At 70.3% G+C, this 18,129-nt stretch carries 16 protein-coding genes; 10 read left to right on the top strand and 6 right to left on the bottom strand.

Going from position 1 to position 18,129, the window contains the following annotated elements; translation table 11 throughout:
- The first annotated feature begins 54 nt into the window (after nucleotides 1-54).
- Together ABH935_RS05820 and ABH935_RS05825 are read left to right on the top strand one after the other, a co-directional pair.
- Nucleotides 55-1,644 (top strand): FAD-dependent monooxygenase, encoded by a 1,590-nt coding sequence (locus tag ABH935_RS05820; protein WP_370376717.1) that lies wholly within the window; start codon nucleotides 55-57, stop codon nucleotides 1,642-1,644.
- Nucleotides 1,645-1,711: 67 nt separating this feature from the next.
- The gene (locus ABH935_RS05825) at nucleotides 1,712-2,353 is read left to right on the top strand and encodes a hypothetical protein (protein ID WP_370376718.1); all 642 of its coding nucleotides are present in this window, start codon (nucleotides 1,712-1,714) and stop codon (nucleotides 2,351-2,353) included.
- Between the two features lie 45 nt (nucleotides 2,354-2,398).
- On the opposite strand, the gene ABH935_RS05830 is transcribed toward ABH935_RS05825, so the two are convergent.
- Nucleotides 2,399-3,718, bottom strand: coding sequence for an MFS transporter (locus ABH935_RS05830; protein WP_370376719.1), 1,320 nt, complete (start codon nucleotides 3,716-3,718; stop codon nucleotides 2,399-2,401).
- A gap of 104 nt (nucleotides 3,719-3,822) precedes the next feature.
- Here ABH935_RS05830 and ABH935_RS05835 point away from each other — a divergent pair, with 104 nt between their 5' ends.
- On the top strand, nucleotides 3,823-4,920 hold the full coding sequence (locus tag ABH935_RS05835; RefSeq protein WP_370376720.1) for a DUF5937 family protein: 1,098 nt from the start codon (nucleotides 3,823-3,825) through the stop codon (nucleotides 4,918-4,920).
- A gap of 12 nt (nucleotides 4,921-4,932) precedes the next feature.
- Here the strand turns inward: ABH935_RS05835 and ABH935_RS05840 are convergent, their stop codons facing one another.
- Nucleotides 4,933-6,831, bottom strand: coding sequence for a hypothetical protein (locus ABH935_RS05840; RefSeq protein ID WP_370376721.1), 1,899 nt, complete (start codon nucleotides 6,829-6,831; stop codon nucleotides 4,933-4,935).
- Between the two features lie 41 nt (nucleotides 6,832-6,872).
- Nucleotides 6,873-7,757 carry a LysR family transcriptional regulator gene (locus tag ABH935_RS05845; RefSeq protein WP_370376722.1) on the bottom strand — a complete coding sequence of 295 codons (885 nt, stop codon included), beginning with the start codon at nucleotides 7,755-7,757 and terminating at the stop codon, nucleotides 6,873-6,875.
- Between the two features lie 131 nt (nucleotides 7,758-7,888).
- Between ABH935_RS05845 and ABH935_RS05850 the strand changes: the two genes are divergently transcribed.
- Nucleotides 7,889-8,881 carry an amidohydrolase family protein gene (locus tag ABH935_RS05850; protein ID WP_370376723.1) on the top strand — a complete coding sequence of 331 codons (993 nt, stop codon included), beginning with the start codon at nucleotides 7,889-7,891 and terminating at the stop codon, nucleotides 8,879-8,881.
- A 594-nt stretch (nucleotides 8,882-9,475) separates the two neighbouring features.
- On the opposite strand, the gene ABH935_RS05855 is transcribed toward ABH935_RS05850, so the two are convergent.
- Entirely contained in the window at nucleotides 9,476-9,763 is a 288-nt protein-coding gene (locus tag ABH935_RS05855) for a hypothetical protein (RefSeq protein ID WP_370376724.1), read from the bottom strand.
- Between ABH935_RS05855 and ABH935_RS05860 the strand changes: the two genes are divergently transcribed.
- Genes ABH935_RS05860 through ABH935_RS05870 form a run of 3 tightly spaced genes read left to right on the top strand, consistent with a single transcriptional unit; the run spans nucleotide 9,762 to nucleotide 12,056 of the window.
- Nucleotides 9,762-10,247 (top strand): hypothetical protein, encoded by a 486-nt coding sequence (locus ABH935_RS05860; RefSeq protein WP_370376725.1) that lies wholly within the window; start codon nucleotides 9,762-9,764, stop codon nucleotides 10,245-10,247. The two genes, ABH935_RS05855 and ABH935_RS05860, sit on opposite strands and share 2 nt — an antisense overlap.
- 54 nt (nucleotides 10,248-10,301) lie before the next feature.
- Nucleotides 10,302-11,219 (top strand): rod shape-determining protein, encoded by a 918-nt coding sequence (locus ABH935_RS05865; RefSeq protein WP_370376726.1) that lies wholly within the window; start codon nucleotides 10,302-10,304, stop codon nucleotides 11,217-11,219.
- Between the two features lie 9 nt (nucleotides 11,220-11,228).
- Nucleotides 11,229-12,056: a hypothetical protein gene (locus ABH935_RS05870; RefSeq protein WP_370376727.1), complete on the top strand. Its 828-nt coding sequence runs from the start codon at nucleotides 11,229-11,231 to the stop codon at nucleotides 12,054-12,056.
- A 265-nt stretch (nucleotides 12,057-12,321) separates the two neighbouring features.
- Here ABH935_RS05870 and ABH935_RS05875 read toward each other — a convergent pair whose 3' ends face one another.
- Nucleotides 12,322-14,025 (bottom strand): FUSC family protein, encoded by a 1,704-nt coding sequence (locus tag ABH935_RS05875; RefSeq protein WP_370376728.1) that lies wholly within the window; start codon nucleotides 14,023-14,025, stop codon nucleotides 12,322-12,324.
- Nucleotides 14,026-14,112: 87 nt separating this feature from the next.
- Between ABH935_RS05875 and ABH935_RS05880 the strand changes: the two genes are divergently transcribed.
- Nucleotides 14,113-14,568 carry a MarR family winged helix-turn-helix transcriptional regulator gene (locus ABH935_RS05880; protein ID WP_370376729.1) on the top strand — a complete coding sequence of 152 codons (456 nt, stop codon included), beginning with the start codon at nucleotides 14,113-14,115 and terminating at the stop codon, nucleotides 14,566-14,568.
- A gap of 27 nt (nucleotides 14,569-14,595) precedes the next feature.
- Nucleotides 14,596-15,162 (top strand): GNAT family N-acetyltransferase, encoded by a 567-nt coding sequence (locus tag ABH935_RS05885; protein WP_370376730.1) that lies wholly within the window; start codon nucleotides 14,596-14,598, stop codon nucleotides 15,160-15,162.
- Nucleotides 15,163-15,174: 12 nt separating this feature from the next.
- On the opposite strand, the gene ABH935_RS05890 is transcribed toward ABH935_RS05885, so the two are convergent.
- Complete coding sequence (locus ABH935_RS05890; RefSeq protein WP_370376731.1) at nucleotides 15,175-17,412, bottom strand: FUSC family protein; 2,238 nt, start codon at nucleotides 17,410-17,412, stop codon at nucleotides 15,175-15,177.
- 146 nt (nucleotides 17,413-17,558) lie between these two features.
- Here ABH935_RS05890 and ABH935_RS05895 point away from each other — a divergent pair, with 146 nt between their 5' ends.
- Complete coding sequence (locus ABH935_RS05895) at nucleotides 17,559-18,119, top strand: MarR family winged helix-turn-helix transcriptional regulator (RefSeq protein WP_370376732.1); 561 nt, start codon at nucleotides 17,559-17,561, stop codon at nucleotides 18,117-18,119.
- Nucleotides 18,120-18,129 lie beyond the last annotated feature (10 nt).

Genomic DNA, 18,129 nt, shown 5'->3' on the forward strand with positions numbered 1-18,129 from the left:
GATCGAAAGTTTCCATCCGTGGAAACAATTTACGCCGTCGGGAGGAGGCGTGCAATGTCCGCCACGCCAGTCGCGTCAGTCAACTCAGCCAACTCAGCCACGTCAGCCGCGCTGAATTCGTCCGTCCTGATCGTCGGGGCGGGCCTGGCCGGCCTGTCCACGGCCGTGTTCCTGGGCCTGCACGGCATCGACACCCTCGTCGTCGAGCGCCACTCGGGCCTGTCCACGCAGCCCAAGGCGCGCGGCCAGATGCCGGCGACCATGGAGGCGCTGGCCGTCGCGGGCCTCGCCGAGCGCTTCGCCGCAGCCGAGCCGCCCGGCCGCAATGAGATGAAGATCCTCATCGCCGAGAGCATGACCGGCCGTGTCTACCGCGACTTCGCGCAGACGATGCCCGACTTCTCACGCTTCTCGCCGCAGCGCGCCGGCATGGTCAGCCAGCAGCGCGCCGAGCGCATCCTCGCCGACCGGGCGGTCGAGCTCGGTGTCAGGATCCTGTTCGACACCGAGGTCGAGTCCTTCGATCAGAAGTCTGATGAAGTCGTCGTCCGGCTGCGTGGCACTCGGGACGGCACCGATTCCCGTGCCGTCACGCAGTACCTGATCGGCGCCGACGGTCACAAGGGGACGATCCGTGACGCGGCCGGGATCGGCGCTCACGGACGGCAGCGCGAGACGGAGTCCTCGGTCATGTTCGCCTCCTTCCGCGCGAATCTGGCCGCGGCTCTCGACGGCGCGGCTGTCGGGCTGTGGCACCTGCACAACGCCGCTTTGCCCTCCGGGTCGGTCACGGTCGCCACCACCGACGAGCCGGACCGCTTCGTGATCGGCGGCGGATTCAGCGTCGAGGACACCGAACCCGACCGCCTAGCCGAGCACATCCGCACCGCCGCCGGCGATCCCGGGCTGCGGGTCAGTGACGTCGAGATCGCCTGGACCCGAAGCGGCACCTGGATCACCCGCGTCGCCGACACCTTCCGCTCCGGCCGGGTCCTGCTGATCGGCGACGCCGCGCACCTAATGCCGCCGACCGGCGGCCAGGGCGGCAACGCGGCCGTGCTCGACGGGTTCCACCTGGCGTGGAAGCTGGCCGCGGTGCTGTCCGGCGACGCCGACGACAGCCTGCTGGACAGCCACGACGCGGAGCGCCGGCCCTACGCCGACATGCTGACCGAGCAGCAGTACGCCAACTTCGTCCAGCGCGTCGACCCCACCCTGGCCGACGAGAGCGTCGCAGAGCTCGTCGATCCGGCGCGCGGCTTGTTCGGCTACGTCTATCCCAGCGGCGCGTTCCTCGCTGAACCCGGCCACACCGCCGACAGCCCGTTCGAGGACCCCGAATCCCCGACGGCACGCCCCGGAACCCGCGCCCCGCATGCGGTCCTGCCCGACGGCACCTCGACCCGGGACCTGTTCGGCCGCGACTTCGTGCTGCTGGCGGCGGCGGGGCGCGAGGGGGAGTGGAGGGCGGCGGCGGCCGGCGTCCGGCCAGCGGTCACGTTGATCCCGGTGGACGATACGGTGCGCAAGCTCTACCAGCTCGCCGAGGCCGGTGCGACGCTCGTGCGTCCGGACGGCGTGGTCGCCTGGCGGTCCACCGAACCCGGCGAACTCGGCTCGGCGCTGCGCCAGATTCTGCACTGAATTCGGCGCTGGCCGAAGAGTGCCCCAGCGCACCGCCTAGACATCAGCCCTCTACCATCGTTGCATCATGGACTTCTTCGACAGCTTCCCAGAACCCGCACCCCCACCCGAGCAACCCCCGCTGCCGCCGCGCCCGACGTGGATGAAGCCCGACGCAGTGATTCCGGCGGACATGGCCGAGAACGCGATCATCGTCCACCAGGAGCGGCTCGCCATCGCGATCGGCGGCCTGTCGGTGTATCCGAACGGCTTCGACTTCTCCATTCACATCCGGACTCGCGACGACATCGAGCGGATCGACCCCCACGGCCGCCGTCGCCGCCGGGACTATGTGCGGAACACCGTCACACCCGACTCCGGCGATCCCACGCAGGACTTCCGCATCGGCGTCCTGTTCGCCGACGGCCGCCGCGCCGCCTCCAACCAGCCGCGCCCTCACCTCACGCCCGACCACGAAGTCGATCCCGACGAAGCGGTCCTGCTCTCAAGCCGCGGCGGAGGCGGCGGCCGGTCCTACGACATGACCTACTGGATCCACCCGCTGCCTCCGGAAGGCCCCGTCACCATCGTCGTATCCTGGCTCGCCCACGGCATCACCGAGGTGCGCCACGAACTCGACGGCGCCGCCATCCGCGCCGCCGCCGAGAAGGCGGTCCAGTTGTGGCCCGACGACCAGCCGCTTCAGGGCTGGGTCGGCAGTCCACAGTAGCGCTCCGGCCACGCCGGTGCCGCTGCGTCGGCGCCTGGGCGGGGCTCAGGCTTGTTCGTGGTCTGACAACTGTCGAACCGACCAGGCAGCGACCAGCGTCCCGGCGGCCAGCGTCAGCCACAGCGCGGCCGAGCCGTGCGAGGCCAGGACAGCGATGACCGTCGGCGAGATGGCCAGTCCCACGCCGTTGGACAGCTGGAAGCGGCCCAAGGTGCGACCGAGGATCGGCGCCGGAGTGATCGCCACCAGCAGAGGACCGATGCTTCCGGCGTACATGATCTCGCCGAAGGTGCAGAGCACTGATACGCCCGCGACGGCAGCTGCCGCGAAACTGTGGCCGAGGTCCGAGGCGAGTAGGAATCCCCCATAGGACGTAGCGATCACTACCCCAGACGCTGCCAGGGCGACGCTGCGTGGCCACCGCGCCAGGAAGATGGTCACCGGCACCTGGAAGGCGACCACGAGCGCCGTATTGGTCACGAAGATCCCGGCGGCCCAGGCCGGCGAGGCGTGCAGCAGCTTCACCAGGATCAACGGCAGCGCGATCTCGGGGACGTTGACGCAGAACACGTACATCACGTTCGCCGCCAGCAGCGTGAGCAGAGCCGGGCCGGGCCCGGGCCGGACCTCGGCAGTCTCGGCGGACGTCGACTGCGCGCGGATGTGGACCGACCAGGCCAGCGACGCGGAGCCCAGGAAGCTGAACCCGGTCGCCACGGCGAGCCAGCGCATCGCGGTCGGACCGCCGGCCAGGCAGGCGGTGGCGGCCAGCGCGCCCAGGCCCATGCCGGCGTTGCGCACCGACCGCGCGGCGGCGCTGGCCGCGTCCCGTTCGCGGCCCTTCGCGATGGTGGCGATGAGGGCGGAGTGCGCCGTGGGCATCGTCTGGTTCCCGATCCCGAGGAACAGCGCGGCCGCTGTGAACAGCACGACACTGCCGGTCGGAGCCGCCAGCAGCAACACCGTTCCGAGGACTCGGATCAGCATCGCCACGGCCACAACCGTGCTGCGCGCGCCGGTGTCCAACCAGCGGCCGGCGACTGGCGTCGCGGCGAGGCCGGCGATGATGCCGACGGTCATGGCGGCGCCGGAGGTCGGTGCCGACAGGTGCAGGACGTCGATGCCGTAGAGCAGCAGGAAGGGCCGCAGCATGCCGTTGCCGAAGGAGTCGACGAGCAGCGCGACGGCGTAACGGGGTCCGCCGGAGGCGCGCAGCAGGCTGCGTGCGCTCACGCGGGGTCGCGCGGCGGGAGCTGAGCCGTCGGACGCGGCGGCGGCGGCCGGGGCGGCATTGGACGAGGAGGCGGCGGCGTTCGGGGCGGCGCCGGCTTCGGTGGTGTCGTCCGGCACGGTTGGCGCGCTCATGGTCATGGCTCAAAGGTGCGGACCGTCCGACGACCGGTCACGTGAGTTGACGAAACGCGTCAACCGACGCGGCGTTCAGCACCGCCACCAGCGACAATGGTCACGTGACCTTGCGCATCGACATCACCGGCATGCCGCCCGAGCGGCTGCGGTTCGCCGTCTCCCCGCTGGCCGAGCTGACCGCGATGCTGCACGCGCTGGCCGCCACCGAGCACCACCCGAACTTCGCGTCCCGGGCCGCCGGCGTCCGCGCGGCGCTGCGTCCGGAGCTGGCCGAGCGCCTTCAGGAGGCCGAGTTCCTGTGGCGCTCCTCGCGTGCGGACTTCCTCCTCCCGGCCCGGCCGAAGCCGACTCTGAAGGAGGAACTGGACGACGTCGACCTCATCGACGACGAGGCGTACGTGCTGTCGGCGCTGGTCACGACGTGCGGCAGCAACCGCGTCCACTTCGGCGCGGCCTCGCCGCTCACCGACGACGCGGCGCGCGAGCGTGCGCTGGACCAGGCTCAGGCACGCGGCGCGGTGCAGGAGGCGTTCGCCGAGCGGCTGCTGGCCGATCCGGCCGCGGTGCGGCAGCGGGTGCGCCAGACACTTGAGCAGTGCGCCGAGGCGTTCTTCGACGCCGCGTGGCGGGACGTGGTGGTGCGGCTGGCGGCCGACGCGCAGGTGAAGACGGATCTGCGCGAGCGCGGGGGCATCGGTCGGGCTCTGGCCTCGGTGTCCGGCGCGGTGGCGGTCACTTCGCTGGGGGACGGCGCCGAGTGCATCGTCGTGGACAAGCTGCAGGACAACGCGACGACCGCGCGGGGCGTCGGGATGACGCTCATCCCGAGCGTGTTCGGCAGCCCGCATCTGGTCGCGGTCCACGCCGCCGGCTGGCGACCGGTGATGCAGTATCCGGTCGCCGAACCGAGCGTGGCGATGCGTGCGGTGCCGATGGACGTCATCGAGCGGCGGCTTCAGGCGCTGTCGCATCCGGTGCGGCTCCGGCTCGTGCGGACCATGGCCAGGAGCCCGCACACTACGGGCGAACTGGCCGACGCCTGGCGGTTGACGCCTCCGGAGGTCTCGCGGCACCTCGCGGTGTTGCGGAAGGCGGGGCTGTTGGTGACCGAGCGGCGCGGGCGGTATGTGTACTACGCGCTGGACGCTTCAGTGCTGACCGCGCTTGGCGGCGATCTGCTGTCGGCGGTGCTGCGCTGACGGTTCCCGGCCTCAGTTCCACAGGATTCCGATGCCCGCCCCGAAGGGCTTCGTGTACTTCTTCACGTGGTTGGACCACTGTTTCCGGGTCGTCAGGTCGTACCAGCGGGTCGCGCCGGTGGTGCCCGCGTTGATCCAGTCTGGGCCGTAGTCGCCGCTTCGTGCTCCGAACAGGTTGCGCAGCGAGGGGTCGTTTTCGGTCAGAGTCTTGACATAGTCGTCGAGGATGCTGCCCTTGAGCGCGTTGGTGAGGGCGGTGGGGTTCTTGGACTTGGCGATGGACGCGAGGTTGTCCCGGGTGTAGCCGATCTTGCCCGTGTTCCAGTCGTTGAGGGCCTTGTCGACGTAGTTCTTCAGCTTGGTCGCGATCGGGTCGGGGTTGGCGAGCGGCTTTCCGTCCGGGCCGACCAGGCGCGCTGTCGTCGAACAGCTTGGAGCCGGACCCGGGGCGGCGATGCGGAACGCGCTCGGCACGGCGTTCGACGTCGAGCAGGGGTCTTCCTGTTTGTCGTCAGCCTGCTGGTTCTCCTCGTCCTGCACGAGCTGGTCGACGGAGACCTGGGCCGTGGCGTAGACGTAGTACTCGCCGTTGAAGTGCACGTAGTAAGGGACTTCGGCGCCGTTCTCGGCTCTGGACTGCGCCTCGGCCGCCGCCTTCTTCTCGGCGTCCACGGACGTGAACACGCCGCCGGCGCCGGGGTCCGAGCAGCCCATCGTGGCGGAGTTGTTCAGCGGGAGCTGGCCGCTGGAGTCGCAGGACCCTGCCGGCTCGCCCTCGATGCTGATGTCCGCGTGCAGCTCCGCCGCGATCTGGCCGCCGGTGATCTTCGCGTTCGCCGTGGTCGGGTCGATGGTGTTGCTGACGGTGACGCTGACCTGGCAGCCCCCTGCGTTGCAGCTGATCTGGCCGTTGCCCTGGAGCTTGAACTGGAGGTCGCTGTTGACGGCGGTGCTGAGCTGCTTGGTGTCGTTCAGGATTTCGCCGGCGGTGGCGTCGGGCTCGTTGGCCGGATCGCTGGGGAAGTCGGTGTCGGGAGCTTGCCTTCCGGTCCAGGTGAAGGCTGCCGCCGCCGCTGTCGGGGAGCCGTCGCTCGCCGGGGGCGGGGACGACGAGCCGTCGCCGAGCGACACGAGGTGATACGGGGCGTCTCTGGACACTGACAAGGTGCCGAGCGAGGTGTTCGCTGTCAGGACACGAACACCGTCGACCACGGTTCCGGGATCGGAATCGGACGGCAGATCGTGGCTCGCGGCCAGGGCCGCGGCCAATCGCTCGGCCAGCTGCCCGGGCGGGACGAAGGGGGAGAGGCGGTCGCCGAGCAGGGTGTCGACGTCCTTGCCGGTCAGCCACTTGCCGCTGATCGCCGCCAGCTGGGCCTTGTTCGTCACGCCGGGCAGGCCCGACGCCGGCGGCTTGATGTAGAGCTTGCCGGCGACGCTGAGCAGGCTGATGGCGGCGCCGCTGTCGGTGATGGTGCCGACGGACTCGCCGTGGCTGGTGACGCGGATGTCGATCGGGTCGCCGTCGACGGTGCTGCGGTAGTGGACTTCGGGTGCGACCGCCAGGGTGTTCAGGGCGGCCATGAACGGGGCCTGCGATATGGCCGGGTGCAGCTTGGGGACGGCGGCGGCGGAGCCGGTCTCGCCGTGATGCGTGGACAGGCCCGGCAGGATGGTCACGGCGGCGACGACTGCGGCGGCCAGTGCGCCGATGCCGGATGCGAGCAGCAGTCTTCGCTTCCGCTGCTGGTTACGTACCGGAGCCGAAGCCCAACCTGGAACGGGAGCTGGAGCCGGTCCCGCAGCCCACGTGCCCAACTGCACTGTCGGCGTGCCCTGATTCGGCTGCTGCTGCCAGGTCGGTTGGTTCGACTCGGCGCCTTCTTGTTGCCAGTAGTGCTGCTCGTCCACGGCGTCCCTCCCTTGGCCCTGGGGCCAACTGTAGGAACGCGCTAAGAGGACCGGTCCTCCAAGAAGGCCGAGACAGCCGGATCGGTCTCGGTCGCCCGGTACAGCAGATGGAACCCCACCTCCAGGCCCGGTCCGGCGAGCGGCCGGTAGACGACGTCCGGCACGGCAGCCCTTCGTACCCCCGCCGGGACGACGGCGACGCCGACGCCCGCGGCGACGAGCGCGAGTACTGTCAGGGTGCTGTCTGCGCGGTGGCGGGACGTGGACGGCGGCAGGGCCAGGCCGGCGCGGCGCAGCGCGTCCGGGACCTGATCGTCCGGCTCCGCGCCGACCGCGTACTCGATCAGGTCCTCGCCGGCGATCTGCTTGACCGTCAGCCTTTCGTGGTCGGCCAGGGCATGTCCAGTGGGCAGTGCGACCACGAACCCCACTGAGCTGACCGGGAGTGATGCCAGCCGCGGTTCGTCGGGCGGCGCTGGTAGGGCGCTATAGCCGACGTCCAGCTCGTTGGCGAGGATCGCCGCGCGCTGCCGGAGCGGCGTGGCCTCGCGCAGCTCGATCCGCACCAGCGGCCGGGCCTCGTGGAACGCGCGGATCCGGTCGGCCAGCATGCCGCCGAGCACCGCGGCGCCCGCCACGCCGATGCGGACCGTGCCTGAGCGGCCCTCCAGCGTCAGGCGTGTCGTCGCTTGCGCTCTTTCGGCTTGCGCCAGCACCTGTCGGGCCTCGACCAGGAACACCTCGCCGGCTGCCGTGAGCTTGGTCCGTCGTGCGCCGCGGTCGAAGAGCGGGCCGCCCAGCTCGTTCTCCAGGTCGCGGATCTGCATGCTCAGCGTGGGTTGCACGACGTGCAGCCGACGCGCGGCGCGGCTGAAGCCGCCTTCCTCGGCGACGGCGATGAAGTACTTCAGGTGCCGCAGTTCCACTCGGAGTCTCCTATCAGCAGAACTGATCGGTCGATCACAAACAAGTGTTTGAGCTTATCGCTCGTCGGGGCCATCGTGGGTGGTGAAGACACAGATGAAGACACAGATGTCGAGACGACAAGGTGGTAGTGATGCGCATCGTCACGCTCGAAGAACACTGGACCGATCCGGCGATCGCCGCGGCCGGGGCGCCGACCGTGGCCGAACTCGTTCCGGCGAACGCGGAGCTGTTCGCTCCTGGGAATCCCTATACGGAACGGCTTCAGCTGTTGCGGGACATCGGCGATGCGCGGATCGCCGATATGGACCGCAACGGGATCACCACGCAGGTGCTGTCCTGCTTGAACATGTTCCTGCCGGCGGATGTGGCGCCTGCTTTGACCCGGACGGCCAACGATACTGCGGCGCGTGCGGTGCGGGAGCATCCGAGCCGGTTCGCGGCGTTCGCGACGTTGCCGACGGCGGTGCCTGAGGCGGCGGGCGACGAGCTGCGGCGGTGCGTCGGGGAGTTGGGTTTTGTGGGGACGATGATTTTGGGGCGTACGGATGGCGAGTTCTTGGATGAGGCGAGGTTCGATCCGATACTGCGTGCGGCCGACGCGCTGAACGTGCCGATCTACCTGCATCCTGCTCCGCCGCCGTTGGCTGTCGGTGAGTCGGATTACGGTCGTGGGTTGTCGCCGGTGGTGTCGTCGTTCTTCCGTTTGGCCGGTTGGGGGTGGCACCAGGAGACGGCGGTGCATTTTCTGCACCTGGTGCTGGCCGGGGTTCTGGACCGGTATCCGGGGTTGCAGTTCGTTCTTGGGCACTGGGGCGAGTTCATCCCGTTCTACCTCGATCGGCTGGACGAGGCGATGCCGCGGCATCTGACGAAGCTGGACCGGACGTTCCGGGAGTACTTCCGCGACAACGTGTTCATCACGCCGAGCGGGATGTTCAATCAGGCGCAGCTGCGGTACTGCGTCGAGACGGTCGGGGTGGATCGGATCATCGACTCGGTCGACTTCCCGATGCTGGGGAACGAGGGTGCGGTGGCTTTTCTGGCCGATTCGTACCTGTCGGAGGAGGACCGGGCGAAGATCGCGCATGGCAATGCCGACAAGCTGCTCGGGTTGGCTTCGTAGGGGTTCGGTTCGTCCGCGTGTTTGCAGGCGACGACTGTACGGATACGATCAGTCGCTCGTTTGTCGGCGTTTGGATGATCTGAATATTCGGGGGCTTCGCGTGGGTACGGACAAGCTTGGGGGCAAGGGCGAGGACAAGGGCGAGGCCGGTGGGGGTGCCGCTGGCAGTGCCGGTGCCGCCGGTGCGGGTGCGGGAGCGGGTGCTGGCAGGGCGCTGCCGTTGCCTTCGGAGCCTTCGCCGGAGGCTGAGACGGTCGCTGTCGCGTTCGGGCCGGCGGATGTCGCTGCTGCGGCCGGGGCCCGAGACGTTGATCGGCGGCGTCGGATGGTGATCGTCGGCGGTGCGGCCGTGCTGGTCGTGGCTGTGGCCGTCGTCGGTGGGGTGCTCGCAGTCGGTGGCGGCGGGTCGCACGCGCCATCGTCTTCTGCGCGTCAGGGTTCGCAGACCGGGAACGGCACGCCGTCCGGGGCTGACCTGGCCGGTGGTGCGGCGGGGCAGTCGACGTCGGAGCAGGGCGGCGGGGGTGCGGCGACCGGGAGTGCCACGGCTCCGAGCTCGCTTGGCTCGGCCGGTTCGGTGGGTCCGACCGGTGGTCAGAGCAGTGCGGGCGGTGGGCCGACGAGCGCGGGGCAGCCGGGTGGTCCGTCCAGTGCGAGCAAGGCGGGCCGGCCGTCGGGCTCGGCGCCTTCCGGCGGTGGCGGTCCCAGCGCTGTGGGGACCGGCGGGCCCAGCGCTCCGCCTTCGCAGCAGGCTGCGAAGGCTCCGGCATACGTCGGGCGGTTGGCGTCGAGTGCGGCGTCGTCGTCGCCGGATCCGATGCGGGTGACGTTGCAGACGTCGGGGTCATCGGCCAGCGGGGACACGTTGGTGGTGTCGGTCATGCTCACCAATACGCACTCGGGGGGTGTGGGAGCGTCCGACAGCGCGGGCAACGGCTACTCGGTGGTCGCGGATCAGAGTGATGGGGCGGGTGATCGTACCCTGATTCTCGCCGCGGTCGGGGCGAAGGCACTCGGTGCTGGCGGGTCGGTGACCCTCACGTTTCCGAGCACAGCGGAGCATCATGTCGCGGTCGATGTTTTCTCCGGCGTGACCGGCATCGGCGGGCACTCTTCGGCGTCTGCGGCGTCTGGCCCGTTCGCATCGGGTTCGGCTTCCGGCGGCGGAATCGTCTTCGGGGTCGCGGGGGTGCAGGGCGGCGAGAACGCGACGTGGTCTTCCGGATTCACCGCGTTGCCGACGCTTGTTGTGTCTCCGGCGGACCAGCTGGCGACGGCCTACGAGAGCGTGGGCTCGGGGAGCTTCCAGGCATCAGGGTCCTGCGATCACCAGTGGATGGCCGCGGTCGCGACGCTGACCGGCTGAGGCTCGGCCTCCGACCTAAGATCTCCCTACCGGACGAGACGCGGGGATAGAAGCGTGGACGTGCACTGGTGGGCCCTGGACCCCATTCGGGTGGAGGTGACGGGCCGCAGCGGCCGGTCCACGCGGTTGGTGGTGGAGCTGGCGTGGAATCCGGACTCGGGGGTGGACGCGTCGCTGGCGGCGGAGGTGCTGGCCGGCACGGTGAGGCCGGCACAGTTGTGGGCGCCGATCGGGTCGGTGGTTCTCGTGGCGCCGGGAGCCCGTGCGCACCCCGGTGTGGGGCCGGCCGTGGACACGGTCCGGGAGTTGTGGCCCGCGGCGACGGTCACGGTGGTGGAGGAGGCGGTGGCCGCCCTCGTCGGGGCGGGGCTGGACCCGGAGCCGGCCGTGGCCGTCGTGGTGCACTTGGACTCGCGGCGCACCTCGGTCGCCGTCGTCGCCGGACGCGAGGTGGTCACCGGCGGCCTCGCGGCGGGCGGCGCGTGGGGTCTGGCCGAGGCGGTGATCGCACACCTGCGTGCGGAGCACCGGTTCGACGTCAGCCTGGAGGAGGCGTGGAGCGCCGCTGTCGGCGGCGGCTCGTTCGTCCCCGAGCTGACGGTGACAGGTCCCCGGCCTGTCTACGGCAGGGCGATCGCAGAGGACGGCAACGTCATCCTCCCTCAGCAGTCAGGCAAGGTCATGGTGTCGCAGACGGACCTGCGAACGGTCCTGGCGCCCGCCTACCAGCCGGTGGCGGACCTGGTGGCGCAGGTGCTGAGCGATGCGCCGCCAGAGGTCGCCCGGCAGGCGGCTGACAGTGGACTGTTGCTGACCGGCCACCACCCGCCGGGAACAGAGGAGCAGCTGGCGAGTCTCGCCGGGCTGCCGGTACGCCGGGTTGTCGAGCCGGAGGGAGGGTTCGAACACCTCGCGGTCCTCCTCGCGGGGGTGGCCCGCCTGCTCAGTGACGACCTACGCGCCGCCCGTTAGGCTGACCCGGTGACGGCATCGAGCCAGCAGTATCCCGAACTGACGGTGGAGTCCGTCATTGACCAGCTCGTCGGCACCGTACACGGCCAGGCTCGTATCCTTGTCCGGCCCGCGGAACTCGAAGCCGGTATGACCCTGCGGCTGCGCCGCTTCCTGCCGCGCGTAAGTCTGCTGCGCTACCGCGACCTTGCGCAGGACGGATCGGAGCTGGGACCGGAGCGCGACGCGGTGACCCTTCCGAACGATGATCCCCGCCACGTCGAGTGCGTGGTCGACTTGCTGCCCGGAGCCGCGACTCGCGTGTACCGGCTGGAATGGGAGCTCAACCCGGATGACCACCCGGCGATCGGGGTGAGAGGCCAGGAGGCGCTGCTGTTCCGCGCCCACCTGGTGGATCGCGGTGAGGATGGCGTAGAGGAGATCCGGGAGCAGGGGCTCATCCGCATCCATTGGGAAGACCATTCCTCCGCGTTCGACCGCTGGTGCAGAAGCACGAGTACTCCAGAGCCACTTCGGGAAGCGTTGCAGGAGCTGTTGCTGGCGGAAATCCAAACCCCCCGCACATGCGAGTTGTGCCACGCGCGCGACGACCTCGACCTGCTCTTGGCACAGGACCGGGTGTGGGAATGTTCCGCCGAGCCGGAACTGGAGGAAATCCGTCGCCTGTTCGTGTTCCGCGAACTGGCAGGGCTCGCCGAGACCAGCTTCGCCGGGACGATCCGGACCAGGCACAACCACGAAGACCTCAGTGCGCAACTCGCTGCGGCCCGCGAGCGCCAGAAGGCACGGCTGATCGCCTACGCGCCGTCCGGGACCGATCAACTTCCCGCGGACTAGCCGGCCCGTCGAGCAGGGCGGCCCGTTCCGGTTCACCGCGGCCGGGTTGCCAGCGCGCCCGCGATCGGTAATCGCCACCGTGAGCGTCTGCGGAACCCGCGGCGCCCGATCTGCCTGGCCCCAGCCCTCCCGCCCGCCGTTGTTAGGGCGGTGTTAGGCCTCTTAGAGGCCTCGGTGCGAGCCTGGTTACCAGGCAGTAAACAGTGCCAACGGCGTCGGGCCGCCGCCACTCCCATCCACCCTGAAAGGGAGATCCGCCATGCCATCATCCACGCGGGCAGCCCGAGGCGTCCTCGGTGTCCGGTACGACGGAGGCGCCGCCGTGCGGTCCTTCGGCCGCTCGATCGTCGGCGCGTTTCGGGGCGCGGACACCGGGTGGGGGAACTGAGCGGTCGGCTGGGACGTGCCGTGCTGCGGGCGGCGCTTCGGCCGGTGAGTCAGAGGGCTGCCAAGTCAGGAGTGCTGACTCGGCCAGTCCGGTGAGGGCCGTATCCATTGCTATGAGCGCTGAGGTCGCGGTGGAATCGGCCTGCGGCTCGATCCTTCGAAACGGGGCGCCGGGCTTGTTGCCGAGGGCCCGGCGGATCGCCCCGACGTTTGCCGCAACAGCGCGGCGCAGCGGGTCCCACTCCGGTACGGCGTCGGCCTTGGTGCCGGCGAACACCCCGGCGAGGGTCCCGACCGGCTCGACGCAGCCGTGCAGCAGGTCGACGGCGTCGGCTCGGTCGGACGCGCCGGACAGCATCCGCTGCGCCCGCAACGGCTTCGCGATCTGCTCCAACTGCGTGACGGCGTGCTGGAAGTGCGCCTGGCGCCGCCGGACCTCGCCCGCGTCGCCCATCGGCGCGCCGAGGAAGGCGCTCAGCGCCGCGAGCGCGTCGGCCAGCCGGCGCTTGAGTACGCTCCCGGTGCGCACCGGCAGCAGGAACCAGGACGCTGCGATACCGATCGCCGCGCCGACGACGATCGCCTCCAGGCGCGTCTCCAATAGTGACGGCGCGCTTTGCCCGAAGTACCCGTACAGCAGCGACAACGCCGCCGTCACGCTACCGGCCCAGAATGCGTAACTGATCTCACGCAGCCAGCTAGCCAGCCCCAGCACCGTGAAGATGATCACCACCGACCAGCGATCCCCGGGCGGAAACGCCCCGGCGATCGCGGTGGCGACCACCGTCCCGACAGCCGCCCCCGCCGCACGCAGCACGCCCTTGTGCAGCACGTCCCCACGTCCCCGCGAGCCGCTGCAGACGATGAACGCGGTGAGCACCGCCCACGGCCAGTGATCGTGGAAAACGGTGTGGCCGAAAAGGAAAGCGGCGCCGAGAGCGACGGCCATCTGGCAGGCCATGCGCGTGCTGGCCGGAATGCGACCGGCGCTGGACGGAGTGGTGAGAGGCGCCGGTACCGATGGTCGAGAGCGCTGCTCGCGAAACCCCATCGCCGCGCCGCCAAGCTGAAACACCGCAACCCAGAAGGCTGCGACCACCGCGATCAGCGCGCACCACAAGTCATAACTCGCAGCGTGCGCCGGAACCCCCTCGGCATGCGTGACCAGCAGCGTGATGAACGGAACCACCACCACGGTCCCAGCCTTCGTCGCCCGCGGCCCGAAGCGCCGGATCCAGATCACGCCGGCCATCGCTGCAGTGAACGCCGCATCCCCGAAGAACGGGTACCGCAGTAGCAGAGAGCTGACTTCGGAAGCGCCCGCCGCGGCCACCGCGACCACCGCCGTACCGATCAACCGGTCCCGATGAGCGACGCCGAGCTGAACGCGCCCCAACGTCATCGTCATCGCCACGGCCGCGATCACGATGTCCACCTGCAGATGCGCGCGATGTTCGATCCAGATCGCCGAGCCGAACGCGCACAGCACCGCCGCCATCGCGACGACTGCGGCGCGCAGAGCCGCAGGCCGCCACACCGACCGGCTCCGGCGCGGCCCGATGGCTATCAGATTAGTACTCAATGTTTACGACCTTGCGCGAGAAATCGGCATGTCAGAGCGCAACAGACATGGACTAAACAACTGGATAGTAAGTGATAGCGTACCGATGTGACAAACGCCGAGACCCCACCGGACCACCTGGAAACGGACCACCTCGAAACCGCCACAGCCATCCGCCAAGGTGCCATCCGCCTGGCCCGCCGCCTGCGCTCCAGCCGCGCACCCGGAGCCCTGAGCACCAACAAGATCAGCGTCCTCAGCCACCTGAAACGGCACGGACCGGCCACCCCCGGCGAGATCGCGGCCGTCGACCGCCAGCAGCCGCAGTCCCTCACCCGTGTCTTCGCCGACCTGGAGCGCGACGGCCTCATCGTCCGCTCCGCCGACGCCGGGGACCGCCGGCAGTCGATCATCACGCTCACCGACGCCGGCAGCCGCGAGCTGGAGCGCGACGTCGCCGAACGCGACGCCTGGCTGGCCGGCGCCCTCGCCGGCCTGACCGAGACCGAGCGCCAGGTGCTGCGCCTGGCCGCGGCGCTGATGGAACACATCGCGGACGGCTGAACGGCGAACACGCCGGGTTAGGGCAGGATGTCTCGGGTGAGCGACATTGAGCGACCTGCCACTGCCCCCGAGCCGGACATCCGCGTGGCGACGGTCGACGACGTGCCCCGGATCGTCACCCTGATCGAATCGGCCTACCGCGGCGACTCCAGCCGCACGGGATGGACGACCGAGGCCGACCTCCTCGACGGCCAGCGCACCGACGAGGCCGACGTCACCGCCGCGCTGACCGACCGGTCCAGCCGCATGATGGTCGCCGAGTCCGGCGAGGACCTTCTCGCGTGCTGCCTGGTGCAGCACCGGGAGACCCACGCCTACTTCGGCATGTTCGCTGTCAGCCCGAAGTCGCAGGGCGGCGGCCTGGGCAAGCGCGTGCTCGCGGTGGCCGAACAGCTGGCGCGCGACGAGTTCGGCATGAGCACGATGCACATGACCGTCATCCGGCAGCGCGCCGACCTGATCGACTGGTACGTCCGCCGCGGATACCGGCGCACCGGCGAGATGAAGCCGTTCCCTTACGGCGACGAGCGGTTCGGCAAGCCGCGTCGAGACGATCTCGAATTCGAAGTGCTCATCAAGGATCTGGCGGCCTGAGCGGTCGGGATTTCAGCGCGCCTCGATCGTCTGGGCCAACACCCGGTACGTCCGCGCCAACTCCGACGACGGCCCGACCCCGGTCGCGCTCCCGGCCCTGCTCCCGGTCCTCCTTCCAGCCCGGCTCCCGGCCAGCCGGTTCGGCACGTCGGCCAGAGCCCGAGTCCGTCGCGCGATCGAGGCGTGCCCCGCGAGCCGGTCGCGCGCCGCGACGGGGTCGGTGCCCGATATCAGGGGCCTGGTCATCGGCTGCGCGACGAGCGCGAGCTGCCGCATCCGTTCTTCCATGAGCCGGACCCGCACCGGCAGGTCCGGCTCGGCATCGTCGTCGAGGGCTGACGCACTGGCGCGCAGCACGTCGGCGACGGAGTCCAGGAACGCGCGCTCGGCGGCGTCCAGGGTGTCGCGGGTGCTCGTCGGCAGCACGAAGACGCCGACGGCGATGCCGACCGCGGCTCCCAGCGCGGTCTCCTTCAACCGCAGCACCAGCAGCGAGGGCACGGTCTCGTGCAGTACGCCGTAAAGCTGCGCCACCATGATCGTGACGAAGAAGATCATGCCGGCGTAGGAGAGGTTGACCACGTAGAACCCGCACGACATGCTCGCCACGATCACCGCGACCGCGGTCACGGTGTGCCCGGAGGTCAGCGCGGCCAAGCCGATGCCCACGCCGAGGCCCAGCGCCGTGCCGAGCACCCGCGCCAGCGCCTTGTGCGAGGTCTCCGACCTGGTGGCGGTGCCGCCGAAGACGACGAACGCGGCGATGACGGCCCAGTAGTAGCGCTCCGGCGACAGGATCCGGCCGAGGACGATCGCGAGCGCCCCGGCCAGTGCCACCTGGACCGCCTGGCGCGTGGTGAGTGAAGCGCGGCTGAGCGGATTCCAGCGGCCGCGCGCCGGAAGGGCTCCGGCGACGGCGGCGGATCCGGGCAGCCGGCCCTGGATGAGCGCGACGGCCGGTGCGAAGTGGGGAGCCCGCGCGTGGGCGGCCTTCCTCGGCGCCTCTGATCGCTCGGGAGTTCCGGCGATCGCCAGGTCCGCGATGGCCACGGCGGCCAGCGCGAAGCGTGCCAGCGGCGCTCGTGGGCCGAGGTCGGCTCCGGACGCGACGGTGGTTTCGAGGGCTGCGACGTCCCGGGCGTGGGCTTCGGCGTTGCCTGTGAGCTTGGCGCGGATGCTCACGCCGCTGCCGTCGCCGTTGCCGTTACTGCTCGCCGGGAGCGCCGAGGTCACCGCGTCGAGCAGTTCGAAGGCCTGGTGGACGGCTGCGACCTCGACCGCGATCGGGTCGCCCTGCGGCGGCAGCAGCCGCTGCGCGCTCTGGCGGGCGGCATGGTAGTCGCGGCGCGCGATCAGTCCGGCGGTCTGGACCGGCACCTGTATCTGCTGTCTTCCCTGCGAGATGAGCGCTTCGGTGGCGTGCGCCAGCTCGTCGAGCGCCAGTTGGGCGTCGAGCAGGCGGCGCCGCAGGGCGAACGCCTCGCCGGCGTCGACGGCGGGATTCGGCTCGGAGAGCCAGGCATCGATCACCAGGGCCGTCTCCGCCAAGCGCAGGCCGCGTGAATGCAGGCGCCGGGCAGCCCGGGCGGTGCGGCGCGGATCGTCGCCGGCCTCCAGCAGATCCGCGCACGCCCTGGCCACGGCGCGCGCCCGGGCGCCGAACGCGTTGCGCAGCCGTGTCAGGGTTCTGCCGGGGTGCTGGCCCAGCACGGTCAGCGACAACAGCAGGGAGACTCCCGTGCCGACCAGCAGATCGGCGAAGAACGTCGGCAGCGTGGAGACCTTCGCGCCGAGGAACGCGGCGAAGAAGTAGCCCATGAACAGCATGAAGCCGTAGAAGAAGAACGCGGGCCCGAAACGCCGCACCCAGACCGCGGCGAACATCACGACGACGAAGACGCACAGCATCAGGTCCTTGTGGTCGGCGACCAGCGCGCCGGGGAGCAATCCCACTCCGAACGCGACCGGGAAGAACACCGCGGTGCGGATCTTAGGCCACCGCGCGGTGCCGGTCAGGGCCATCGAGCCCATGATCGCGACCATTCCGCCGAGGAGCATCGCGACCAGCACGGCGCGCGTCGCGTCGTGGATCACTTTGGCGTACCCGAACTCGACGGCGAGCGCCGCCGCCATCGCCACCGCCCCGGACACCGCCATCCGGGCCCGCACCAGGCCCGGGTCCGAGGCCACGATCCGGTCCCACAGTTCGAGCGGGGCACTGGCCCGCTTCGCGTCGCCAGCAGCCGACATACCCACCCGCAGCCTCCAGTTCCCGCGCCGCGGCGGGCCTTGTCGCGCGTCCGCCGCCGGCGCTCTCGCGGGCTCGGACGCCCTATCCTGCGGGAAAGGCCCTGGCCCGGAGATTACATGTATCATACCGATAATTGGAGGCGGTCGTGGAGGCAGCGCGGACGAGCGGATCCGTGGCGGAGCCCGGCGGGGGTTCGGGTGCGGGTTCTGGTTCGAGTTCGGGGCGGCGGCGGACCGACGCGCTGTCCGGGGTCGAGCGGCAGACGGCCGTCCTGATCCGCCACGTCGAGCTGCTCTACCGGCGGACCGACATCCACGACAACCTCGACCGCGCCGAATACCTGCTGCTGCGCGCGCTGGACGAGGCCGGGCCGCTGAACATCAACGCGCTGGCCGTGCAGTTGGGCCTGGATCCGTCCACGGCGGGACGTCAGGTGTCGGTGTTGCAGGCGGCCGGGCTGGTCGAGCGCCGCCCCGATCCGGCCGACCGGCGGCGCTCGGTCGTGACGCCGACGCCTGAGGGCGCGGAGCTGATGCGTCACGTTCAGGCCAGGCGGACCGAGAACATCGCGGATCTACTGGCGGCCTGGACGGACGAGGACGTGCAGGCGCTCGGGACGATTCTCGCGAAGTACAACTGCGCGGTCTCGGCCAAGTACCTGACCGGGCCCGCCCTGATCGAGGAGCCCTCGGGGGCGGGTCGGTGAGGTCCTGAGT

It is taken from the genome of Catenulispora sp. GAS73 (genome assembly GCF_041262085.1).
Lineage (GTDB): Bacteria > Actinomycetota > Actinomycetes > Streptomycetales > Catenulisporaceae > Catenulispora.